The sequence below is a fragment of the Photobacterium sp. Ph5 genome, from assembly GCF_022129445.1.
Classification (GTDB): domain Bacteria; phylum Pseudomonadota; class Gammaproteobacteria; order Enterobacterales; family Vibrionaceae; genus Photobacterium.
The window spans coordinates 35,273-46,771 of the sequence record NZ_JADQAQ010000039.1 but is presented as its reverse complement, the minus strand read 5'-3'; the positions used below and the strand labels follow the sequence as shown (position 1 = coordinate 46,771).

Sequence of the window (11,499 nt, the reverse complement as noted above, 5' to 3'; positions counted from 1 at the left end):
CCTTGAAGTATAGGAGATAATTTAACAGTGGCTGTTAAATAGTGGTAATCAGGAAAAGATATGGAAAGGTAATTGACGATTTTTTAGTAGTCCGCCGTCCACCTGTTGAACTGAGAGCACAAGTTGATATCTCTTATCGTATTAGTGGACAGAGTATCGAAATTTTTGAGCTTAGATCTATGTGGAATGATCCTACTAAAAAAACTGAATGTTCAATTGCAAAAGCAACTTACGTTAAATCTAAAAATGAGTGGAAAATTTACTGGATGAAATCTGATTTTAAATGGCATAGCTATGAACCAGTACCATCAGTAAAAGAATTATCCTCTTTTACGGACATAGTTGGTACCGATAAATACAGTTGTTTTTGGGGTTAAAAAAGAACGTACATAATAAGTCATTAAATAAACGTAAAATAATGCTGAATATATCCAAGTTACCTTGGCGACTTATTCAGATGTTTATCTTCTTACAGGCAACATAATCCTCTACCATCTCTCTCTTACCGCAGACAATTCCAGTCGGTTATGAGCATATCGACGTTGTGACATTCTGAATAACTTTCTATCTAAAAAGCGATTTATTATTAGATACTTAATTGATAAAAGTCAACTTCAAATAACATTGATATGTTTTCTTCTATACAAGCATAGCAAGACCAATCAATATAAATAACGATGCATATTATTTATAGGGAGGTAAGAAAATGGTATTCAGTATTAGCGATAATTTAACGCTGCAACAAAAGTTAGATCACCTCGATAGACTCATTAAAACATGGTATTCAGACTTTATTGGTTTTGCTGTTGCAATGTTAGATGATGACAACAATTTATACACTGTTTATCGTAGCCAAGGATACGGTGTAAACTTCCCTTCTTTTATTGAGTCTATTCATAAATCATCTCGCCTTTCAAAATTAAAAGATAAGCGCGAACCTGATATTATTGATGATATGATGAGTTATACACCATCAATAAAGCACATTCATAGCAAGTTAATTAAACAACACTGCCTCTCAAGTATGGCTTCTCCTATTTACGATAAGGATGATAAGTTTATTGGGATCATCTTCCTTAATTCACGAATACCGCATTTTTTTAGTGTAAACATTAATTTCTTCACAACTATTTCCATTATTATTTCACTGTTTGTTAATGATGACTTAAATATTAAATATTCTTTTCATAATATAATTAGGACACTATTAATGATCAGTCACCATAAAGATCCTGAAACGCAAAATCATTTAAAACGCGTAGCAGAATATAGTCGGCTAATTGCTTTACATCTTGGTAAAAAGAAACGCTGTAATGGTGATTTTATTAATGCTATTTATCATTACGCGGATATGCACGATATTGGTAAGTATATGATCCCAGAAGAGATCTTATTCTCTACTAAAATCTATACCGATGCAGAACGAAAAATCATGAACGAGCACCCTGAGCTGGGTTATCAGCTGCTATTAAAAACATTAAAGCAATGGGGAAATATTACAGACGATAACCTAACCATTATTCTTAATATTGTGAGGCATCATCATGAACGCTATGACGGCAAAGGTTTTCCATTAGCGTTAAAAGGCGAAGATATCCCTTTAGAAGCACGTATAGTGACTGTTGCTGATGTCACCGATGCTTTATTAAGTCACAGAACTTATAAAAAGCCATGGTCTATTGCTCAAGTAATTGATTATTTACAACAAGGTAAGAATAAACAATTTGATCCGTTATGTGTTGATGCAATGACCGATGAAATAATGAAAGCCAATAGAATAAAAGACCAATATCCTGATAGTTAATACTAACAATCAGCTGACATAAGCCCATATATATGGCTCGTTATGTCATCTCTTTGTTAAAAGCATACCATTCACGCCGCAAATGATTGCTTTTAATTTACTCACAATCTAACATCTTCCGCAATATTCATTCATATATTGAAGAAAGGGTTTTACATGAAGAAGTTATGTTTAGCAGCAATGGTAGCTACAGTACTTGTTGGTTGTAACGCAGGTGACGAAGTTGTAGAACACGGCGGTATCGACATTAATAATTTATCTCAAACCCAAAAACAAGATTACGCAGAGTTAACTGCCGATGCATTAGCAGTCATCGCGCAAGCGGCTGATAATTGTTCAAATGGAATGGCTGTTGGTGAGACAAAACAATGTGACCTTAGCGCTAGCAATACAACTGCTAACATTATTGTAGCAAAAGGCCAAATTGACGTTGAACAACAAGAAAATCAAACTGTTATTGTTCATACAACAAAAGCAATGGAGTTTACCTCTCCAAATGCAGTAACTAACGGTGAAGTCATTTCACTTAATTTCAGTGAAAACCTTGATAAAGATTACAGCATGACCCTTAAAACGCTACCTGGCGGAAATAACGTTACCTTTAAGGGAATGCTCATTAATACCGCTGACAGCGATGCTAAATATTGGTCTACTGAATCAACAACTGGGTTAGCTCTTAAATATGATGCTAATATCAAGCTTCCGTCCCTTATCAATGGTAATGCCGTAATTACTGGTAAAGATAACCAGACATTTAATTGGTCTGCTGATAGTAATGGCGATATTACCGCTCAATAAAATTCCGATTAGCATTCATTTATCCAGCACTATAACGTAGTGCTGGTTTTTATATTTAACCACTTGTTAATTTAAACAATATTCCAGCTACAATAAGCCTTTACTTTTCCACGCCCAAGTTAACATCATGCAGCACCAGAGTTGCTCTGTTAGACAAATGTCATGAAAATCGCTTAAAAATGCCATAACTGTCATCTCTTTGTTAAAACAAACTCATTCATGCTGCGAATGATTTCTTTCAATTTATTCATAACCTACCATCTCTCGCAATATTTATTCATATATTGAAAAAAGGTCTTGCATGAAGAAGTTATGTTTAGCAGCAATGGTAGTAACAACATTATTGGGTTGTAACGCTGGTGATGAAGTTGTAGAACACGGCGGTATTGACGTTAATAACTTGAGCCAAGCTGATTTACAAAACTATGCAGACGTAACCGCTGATGCCTTAACTGTTGTTGCAAAAGCAGCAAAAGACTGTGCTGAAAATCTACCGGTTGGTAATTCTAATGAATGTTATATCCCTGAAATTCAGGGCAATATTGATATTGCGGTAGCAAAAGGTCGTATCAAGGTAGAAAAACAAACTGACAGGGTTATTATTCATACCATTGAAGCTATGCAGTTTACCACGCACAACGCGATCACAAATGGTGAAGTGATTACATTAAGCCTAAATGATAAAACAGACGATGATTACATCATGACGATGAATAATAGTAATCAAATCACATTTAAAGGCATGTTAATGAATACTGCAGAAAATGAGGCTAAGTACTGGTCTACAGAATCTACATCACCGCTGACATACCAATACAATATCAATGAAGTTCATCCGTATATCACAAATGGTAGCGCAATTATTACAGGTAAAGATAACCAACACTTTACCTGGTCTGCCGATGCTGCAGGTCACATTTCCGTTGCTCGATAAATCAATTATCGTACAGCACACCTTGTTGTAATTTATGGTATTAGATGTGCTGAACGATGAGTAGTGAGTGATTCGTTACCTTAATGAATCACTCTCTATTTTAAATTAGCTGCAACACTTGTTTGATTAACGTCATCCCTTCTGGGGTAAACGATAGAATAAACGCCGCGCAGTTAAGTATGATCATTATCCACAATATGGCTTTAAATGGCTGTTTTTGAGATTTATGACGCAATATCTTTTGTGCCCACAACGCACCGGGCCAACCACCGACTAACGCCAACAGATGCAACGTTGCTTCTTTAGTACGCCATTTATCTGATTGAGCAGCACGTTTGTCATGTGCATATACGGCAAATGTCACGATACTTAATACTAGATAGCCGATCAATACTTGGTAAGGCGTATGAAAAAGCACTATCGATATCGCAACAAAAGCTAAAAAGATAACACTAAACCACTGTGCTTTTGAAAATGAAGCAGTGTATTTATCTAAACCTGAATGTGCTTTCATAAATGTCACCGTTATTGCAGACATGCGCCCTTTTTTATCTTTACCTACTCGAAATGTCACGGCCTCATTAATACGAGGACGACACTGTTTATCCGGCAATGCAGAGACGTGAAAAAAAACATCTTGCTCGCCGTTATCTGGTGCAATAAATCCAAAACCTTTTTGCTGATTCCAGCTAATAATTTTTCCCTGTTGGGTCATGTATGTTCCTAGCTTAAAAATGTCGTCTATCGCGACGATAGACGTTGTTTAAAATGTTGATGGGCTGAATCAGAGATATCGCTACCCCATGCTTGGCGTGATAACTTATCTGCCGCCACTAACGTTGAGCCTGAACCAAAAAACGGATCGGCAATAACATCACCTTCAACACTACTCTGCTCTATTAATATCTCTAATAGTGGGACGGGTTTTTCTGTCGGATACCCACGGTAAACACGCTTACATTCCAATACATCTGGAATCGATAAATTATTCAGTTTTCGCTTTCCTTTTTCGAAAAACAAAATAAATTCATAACGCGCTCGATAATGGTATCCCATCCCTATCGCGACTTTATCCCACACTATGGGTTTCCAAAACTTAAAACCAACCTTCTCTGCAATCGGCTTTATGTGAAACATTGTTTCTTGATCGCAAAATAAATAGAAGTGACTATTTTGTTTTAAAACGCGATAGGCTTGTGTCAGTAAACTTTCAAATCGTTCATTGGGGAAGATATCAAACCATTGGTTACTCGACCCTTTACTTTGTTTTAATCGTGTTGTTGTTCCTACAGAACGATGCTTTTCAAGCGATTCATAAGGTGGATCTGTGATCATCAAGTCAATACTTTGATCGGGCAAAGCTGTTAACCACTCAATCGCATCTTTTTGGAAAATTTGCATCGAAAAACCTAAAATAAAATGTGGAAAAAGAAACACGCAAAATAATGCCCGTCATAATACGTCAATTAACAAAATTCTCATAAAAATGTGATCTCGAGTTCAATTCATGCATATTCTTAAAGGTAATATCATATGATTCCAAAATGGAATAATTGAATCACCATAGATAAGGAACAGTAATGAGTAAACGCGCTTTAGTTGTCGAAGGTGGTGCAATGCGTGGCATTTTTGCCACAGGTGTATTAGATGCTTTTATTGAACGAAGCTACAACCCGTTTGACTTTACCATCGGCGTATCAGCAGGCTCTGTCGTGCTAATGGGATATCTTTGTGAAAGTTATCAACGTAATTATAAAGTCATTACTGAATATGCGCGTAGTAAAGAATTCATTAACTACAAGCGTTTTGTAAAAGGCGGGAACTTAATTGATATTGATTGGTTATGGAATACCAGTATCAGTAACCTTCCTTTAGAACTACATAAGTACGAAAGTCGTAATGTACCACTATACGCCACGACCACGGTTGTCGATACAGGTGAACCCGACTATGTTGAGGTTACACGTAGCAACTTAAATGAAGTCATGACCGCAACGTGTGCACTACCGATCATTTATCGTCAATTTCCACAAATTGATGGTATTGCAATGAGTGATGGTGGTATTGCCGATCCTATCCCTGTGATCGAGGCTTACAATAAAGGCGCACGTGATATCACGGTTATTTTATCTCATGCTCAAGGCTTGTTTGCTAAAAATCGACAGGTGCCATGGTTAACACGTCGCTTATTCCGTACGAATCCCGTATTTGGGCAAGAATTTTTAACCAAAGAATCTCGCTATAACAAGGCATTGTATTTTATTCATAATCCACCAAAGGATTGTAAAATCACCGCCATCGCACCTGATAAAACATTTATGATCAAAAGATTAACCAAAAATATCACTAAATTAGATCAAGGTTATCAACAAGGTAGAGAAGCAGGATTAAGGCTGGTCAATAATGATCTTCAATTTAAGCCATGATCTTTAGGGCACGAACTTTAATTACTTTTTTTACTACAAAAAGTGTAACAATTACGTATACTGCCCGATTCAATTTACACCACGGTTAGTTTTAGATGATTATTTTTACCACCAATGTTGGCGATATTACGATTGAGCTGAACAAGCAAAAAGCGCCTGTCACGGTTAAGAACTTCTTAAAATATTGCCAAGACGGTTTTTACAACGGCACTATTTTTCACCGTGTGATCAAAGGTTTTATGATCCAAGGTGGTGGTTACACTGCGAAAATGAAAGAAAAACCAACACGAGCTCCCATTGTTAATGAAGCCAACCGTGGTCTAAAAAATGTGATTGGTACTATTGCTATGGCAAGAACCGATGCACCACATTCAGCAACAGCTGAGTTTTTTATTAATGTTGCTGACAATGATTTTCTTGATCACACAGCAACAACGAATGTGGGCTGGGGATACACTGTTTTTGGCCAAGTAACGGCAGGAATGGATGTAGTAAACAAAATTTCAAAAGTAAAAACATTATCTGTTCGCGATCATGAAGATGTACCTCGTGATCCGATTGTGATTGAAAAAGTCACTATCGTTGAATAACAAAAAGCCCGTATACGTTTTAACTCGATATGCTCTAGTAAGAGTTATCACGTAATACGGGCTTTTTCGTTAGCTTTTAATGCTTAATATCTTACTTTATTATCCCAACGAGAGCTTTCTTGCTTCTCGTCTAGCTTGCGGCGTTAATATTCCAATATTCGATATAAGAAAATGATCAACGAAAGGAAAATCGGTTTCACTGTAATTTCGCAATACTAACCCTATTGCTTGCTGCACTTCATAATCACTATCGTCGGCTAATAACAGTACTGTCTCACACAGTAAGTCGACATTGGTTTGCTGTTTGTGATGACAATGCGCTAATAGTGAAGCACGTCTCAACCATTTATTCTCAGACTCTCGCCATTCAATCAGTTTTGATTCAAATTCGCGATGCGCTAACACGATAGGACTGATTAACTGCTCGACTAAGCGATCAGCAATATCAACCCCATCAACGGTTTCCAACATCTCTTCATAAGTATGAAAAGCATATTCATTTCTAAATGCATGGTAATACTCACCAGCATCAAGCGCTAAATAGCGCTCTTCACGATAAACGCCTGACCATAGCCAAAGCAATAAGCGACGATAATTTTCTGCATTATCGATCTTTGTATGTGCTCTCGCATCTTTAAATATTTCACTTCGTTGCTGGGCATTTACGCCATAAAAAGGCTGCTTTACCTTGAGTGTATGTTGCATATCAGCAGCAACGGCTTTATCTGCAACTTTCGCTAAGTGCTGCTGTATATAAATAACCATAGGTATAACAAGTGACATTAGGGGAATCTTTCCTTTTGCACTGTGTAATGAGGCTAATCAACATTACACATTATGACCAATTGACTGACTTTTCTTATTATATAAACGAACCAAATGGACCGCTGTTCGTTTTACTGTTTCATATTCATTATTAAACCACAATCAATTTATAAAACAGCTTTATTATTTTAGGCTATCTACCTAAAGCATCTTTACAGCATAATCTTCCACTTCTTTGTATCTGGATTAATTGAACATCGCACAAAACTAAAAAGTGTAAACCTCTAATAACACTTCTATATTTTTTATGAAAATTAACTAATTCATTACAATTAATGATTTTCAACCCTACCAATGCGTGATAAAAATGTTAAATATGTAAACACTATCAGCTTAAATAACTTTTAATTCCATGCTTTATGGTCAAACATTTGCATAACTATAAGAATAAAAAGGATATTAAAGCCTAAATATTTATAACAATTATGACTCACAACAATCATTAACAGGATGTTTTATGGACACATCAAGTTCAACAACCCCAAACCGTGGGAACTGGAGTTCCCGAATTGGCTTTGTTATGGCCGCAGCAGGATCTGCTGTTGGTTTAGGTAACATTTGGAAGTTTCCTTATACCGCTGGCGAAAATGGTGGTGGCGCGTTTGTTGCTATTTACTTACTTTTCGTTATTTTTATTGGTTTCAGCGTAATGCTAACTGAATTTGCGGTAGGACGTAAAACAGGTTTATCTGCCGTTGGCGCATTTAAAACTACCGATCGTCGCTGGACCTTTGTGGGCATTATCGGAGTATTAAGTGGTCTACTGATCATGGGCTTTTACCCTGTTGTTGGTGGCTGGGCAATTGCTTATATCTATAAAATTTCAACAGGATTATTAAGTACGCCAACAGCTATTAACGATAGCTTCGGTGGCTTTATTTCTGATCCTATACAACCGCTTTTCTGGATGGGACTTTACCTTTTATTTAATATTTTTGTCGTTATCCGAGGCGTTTCAGGTGGTATAGAAAAAGCAGGTAAAGTGTTAATGCCACTGCTTTTCATTATCTTAATCATTGTTTCTATCAAAGGCCTTACCTTACCTGGTGCAATGGCGGGCTTAGAGTTTTTGTTTAAACCTGATTTTTCAAAAATTGATAGCTCTGTCGTACTTGCTGCATTAGGACAAGCATTCTTTTCTCTTAGCTTAGGTATGGGCTGTATGCTGACATACGGCAGTTACTTACGTAAAAAAGAGAATATTGTGCAAACCACTGCCATGGTGACGGCAATGGATACAGGTGTTGCGTTGTTAGCTGGTATTGCAATGTTCCCTGCAATGTTTGCGTTCAGCATGGAACCTTCAGCAGGTCCAGGTTTAGTATTTGTGGTTGTACCGCAATTGTTTGCTGAAATGGGTGGTATTGGTTTCTTATTAGCACTTCTATTCTTTATTGGTTTAAGTGTGGCTGCATTAACATCGTCAGTGTCATTACTTGAAGTCGTTGTCGCTTACTTAATTGACGAGAAAGGTTTAAGCCGTGTTACTGCTGTGATCAGCGCAAGTATTGTGATGGCGCTACTTTGTATTCTAGCTTCACTATCTATTGGTGGCTTTGGTCCTAAACTGTTCGACACGGGAGCATTTGATATCTTCGACTTACTAACAGACAAAATCTTCCTTGCTGTTGGCGGTATGTTGGTGTGTCTATTTGCTGGCTGGCGTTTAGACCGAAGTGAGCTAAAAAAAGAAATTACCAATGATGGAAAAGTGGCTTTCCCACTATTCAACCTTTGGTATGTATTGATCAAATACATCATCCCAGTTGCTATCGCTATTGTTGCTATTTCAGGGGTAAAAGCAGGTTTTGATAGTGATAAAGGCGACATCATGTTACTAGGCTTAGCAATTATTGCACTGTGTGGGATTTTCTCTAAGAAGCTTTAAATCTCTTCTCTAAAATCATAATAATATAGCGATTAAAGGTTTGTCATTTAACCATGACAAACCTTTTTCTTTTACTGGTATACATTTATTACAAATGAAACCTGACCATACTTGTATATTTTTATAAAATCGTATTCTCGTATTGAGACCTTTAGAGATAATTCGTACACTGCAAGTGTTTAAATTATTAACTGCCATGCGTACGGTTTTACTGTAATACGCTCAATCATAAATCATATTTAATCCCCATTTTCTGATGAGCGCGTTATTCCACAGCTAACAATCTAATGCAAACACTGACTAGGTGAACTATGTTCAAACGCTTCGAAGGTTTCACTAACGCTTTTCCAAAGCAAGAGCCCACACAACCACCCCAAGGTATTTTTGCATTTTGCCGCTATTACACTCGAGGATTTGAAAAGCCATTACTTTGCATGGCATTACTCAGTGCGATTGTTGCTATTATCGAAGTTGTACTTTTCGGGTTTATGGGTAAGTTAGTCGATTGGCTGGCAGCCAGTGATCCTAAAACATTTTTAGCTGAAAACGGGACCGCGCTGATTTGGCTATCAGTGGTTGTACTCATTGTCATGCCTCTATTGGTGTTGATTTCATCCCTGTTATCACACCAAACTTTATTGGGTAATTACCCAATGTCAATTCGTTGGCAAGCCCACCGTTATCTACTCAAACAAAGCCTGTCGTTTTACCAAGATGACTTTGCCGGACGTATTGCAACAAAGGTAATGCAAACATCTCTTGCAGTAAGAGAAACAGTAATGAAAACAGCTGATGTTTTCGTTTACGTATCTGTTTATTTTACTTCGATGCTAGTGATTCTTGCTCAAGCTGATTGGCTATTGATGTTACCTATGTTGGCGTGGTTAATCGCTTATATTGGTATTCAAATTCACTTTGTTCCTAAGTTAAAGAAGGTCGCAGCAGAGCAAGCTGATGCCCGCTCAACCATGACAGGAAGAATTGTTGACAGTTATACCAATATTGCAACAGTCAAATTATTCTCCCACAGTAAACGTGAAACCGATTATGCAGAAAAAGGGATGAAAGGATTCCTTGCAACGGTTCATCATCAAATGCGCTTGGTTACTGGGTTTGATATTTGCGTTCAATTAGCTAATTACTTGTTACTTTTTTCTATTTCTGCCCTTTCTATTTATCTATGGATGCACAGTGCCATTCAAATTGGTGCAATCGCTATTGCGATTAGTTTAGCGCTACGCATTAACGGCATGTCAATGTGGATTATGTGGGAAGTCGGTGCGTTATTTGAAAATATGGGTACCGTTGTTGATGGTATGAAAACACTCTCTAAGCCAGTTGAAATTGAAGATGAGCCTAACGCTAAACCATTAGCAGTGCAAAATGGCGGCATTGAATTTGATAACGTGAGTTTTAACTATGGCGAAAATAAAGATGTTATCAATCACCTTTCGTTGAATATTAAACCCGGCGAAAAAGTCGGTTTGGTTGGTCGCTCTGGCGCAGGTAAATCAACATTAGTTAACTTGCTATTACGTTTTCATAATTTAGAAGGCGGTAATATTCGCATTGATGGTCAAGATATTGCGAAAGTTACGCAAGATTCATTACGCAGTAAAATTGGTATGGTTACACAAGATACGTCTTTGCTTCACCGCTCTATTAAAGACAATATTCTTTATGGTGATCCTGATGCCAGCGACGATCAACTATTTGCCGCAACCAAACAAGCACATGCCCATGAGTTTATCGAAACGTTAACAGACCCGTTTGGTAATATTGGTTACGATGCACAGGTTGGTGAACGTGGCGTTAAACTTTCAGGTGGTCAACGTCAGCGTATTGCTATCTCCCGTGTATTATTGAAGAACGCACCAATCTTAATTTTAGATGAAGCAACCTCCGCGTTGGACTCTGAAGTAGAAGCCGCGATTCAAGAAAGTTTGGTTGAATTAATGGAAGGCAAAACCGTTATTGCGATTGCCCACCGTTTATCCACTATTGCAGCGATGGATCGTCTTATCGTATTAGATAAAGGCCAAATTATTGAGCAAGGAACACACCAAGAACTCATCAATCAGAAAGGCATTTATGCTCAGTTATGGGCTCATCAAACCGGTGGCTTCATTGGCGAAGAAAATAATCACCTTGCCACTGAAAGTTAACTATTAACTTAAACCATGCGTTATTGATATTAAAAGAGGTCGTTAACTTAGCGGCCTCTTTTTTATAAT

The 11,499-nt window shown here is 37.4% G+C and carries 11 protein-coding genes; 8 read left to right on the top strand and 3 right to left on the bottom strand.

Annotation, left to right across the window (positions count from 1 at the left end):
• Window positions 1-41 precede the first annotated feature (41 nt).
• The 4 genes from I3259_RS20300 (at window position 42) to I3259_RS14790 (ending at window position 3,536) form a co-directional block, all read left to right on the top strand.
• The gene (locus I3259_RS20300) at window positions 42-377 is read left to right on the top strand and encodes a DUF3024 domain-containing protein (RefSeq protein WP_238030324.1); all 336 of its coding nucleotides are present in this window, start codon (window positions 42-44) and stop codon (window positions 375-377) included.
• A gap of 329 nt (window positions 378-706) precedes the next feature.
• On the top strand, window positions 707-1,804 hold the full coding sequence (locus tag I3259_RS14800; protein ID WP_238030323.1) for an HD domain-containing phosphohydrolase: 1,098 nt from the start codon (window positions 707-709) through the stop codon (window positions 1,802-1,804).
• 156 nt (window positions 1,805-1,960) lie between these two features.
• Window positions 1,961-2,602, top strand: coding sequence for a hypothetical protein (locus I3259_RS14795; protein WP_238030322.1), 642 nt, complete (start codon window positions 1,961-1,963; stop codon window positions 2,600-2,602).
• A gap of 301 nt (window positions 2,603-2,903) precedes the next feature.
• The gene (locus I3259_RS14790; RefSeq protein WP_238030321.1) at window positions 2,904-3,536 is read left to right on the top strand and encodes a hypothetical protein; all 633 of its coding nucleotides are present in this window, start codon (window positions 2,904-2,906) and stop codon (window positions 3,534-3,536) included.
• Window positions 3,537-3,636: 100 nt separating this feature from the next.
• Here the strand turns inward: I3259_RS14790 and I3259_RS14785 are convergent, their stop codons facing one another.
• Entirely contained in the window at window positions 3,637-4,251 is a 615-nt protein-coding gene (locus I3259_RS14785) for a cold shock and DUF1294 domain-containing protein (RefSeq protein WP_238030320.1), read from the bottom strand.
• A gap of 26 nt (window positions 4,252-4,277) precedes the next feature.
• Window positions 4,278-4,937 (bottom strand): site-specific DNA-methyltransferase, encoded by a 660-nt coding sequence (locus tag I3259_RS14780; protein ID WP_238030319.1) that lies wholly within the window; start codon window positions 4,935-4,937, stop codon window positions 4,278-4,280.
• Between the two features lie 179 nt (window positions 4,938-5,116).
• Between I3259_RS14780 and I3259_RS14775 the strand changes: the two genes are divergently transcribed.
• Window positions 5,117-5,962: a patatin family protein gene (locus I3259_RS14775; RefSeq protein WP_238030318.1), complete on the top strand. Its 846-nt coding sequence runs from the start codon at window positions 5,117-5,119 to the stop codon at window positions 5,960-5,962.
• Window positions 5,963-6,057: 95 nt separating this feature from the next.
• Window positions 6,058-6,552, top strand: coding sequence for a peptidylprolyl isomerase (locus I3259_RS14770; protein ID WP_238030317.1), 495 nt, complete (start codon window positions 6,058-6,060; stop codon window positions 6,550-6,552).
• A gap of 99 nt (window positions 6,553-6,651) precedes the next feature.
• On the opposite strand, the gene I3259_RS14765 is transcribed toward I3259_RS14770, so the two are convergent.
• Entirely contained in the window at window positions 6,652-7,335 is a 684-nt protein-coding gene (locus tag I3259_RS14765; RefSeq protein WP_238030316.1) for a DNA alkylation repair protein, read from the bottom strand.
• Window positions 7,336-7,834: 499 nt separating this feature from the next.
• Here I3259_RS14765 and I3259_RS14760 point away from each other — a divergent pair, with 499 nt between their 5' ends.
• Both I3259_RS14760 and I3259_RS14755 read left to right on the top strand, forming a co-directional pair.
• Window positions 7,835-9,265, top strand: a complete 1,431-nt coding sequence (locus tag I3259_RS14760) for a sodium-dependent transporter (protein WP_238030315.1) — start codon at window positions 7,835-7,837, stop codon at window positions 9,263-9,265.
• A gap of 311 nt (window positions 9,266-9,576) precedes the next feature.
• Window positions 9,577-11,430 carry an ABC transporter ATP-binding protein gene (locus I3259_RS14755; protein WP_238030314.1) on the top strand — a complete coding sequence of 618 codons (1,854 nt, stop codon included), beginning with the start codon at window positions 9,577-9,579 and terminating at the stop codon, window positions 11,428-11,430.
• Window positions 11,431-11,499: the final 69 nt, after the last annotated feature.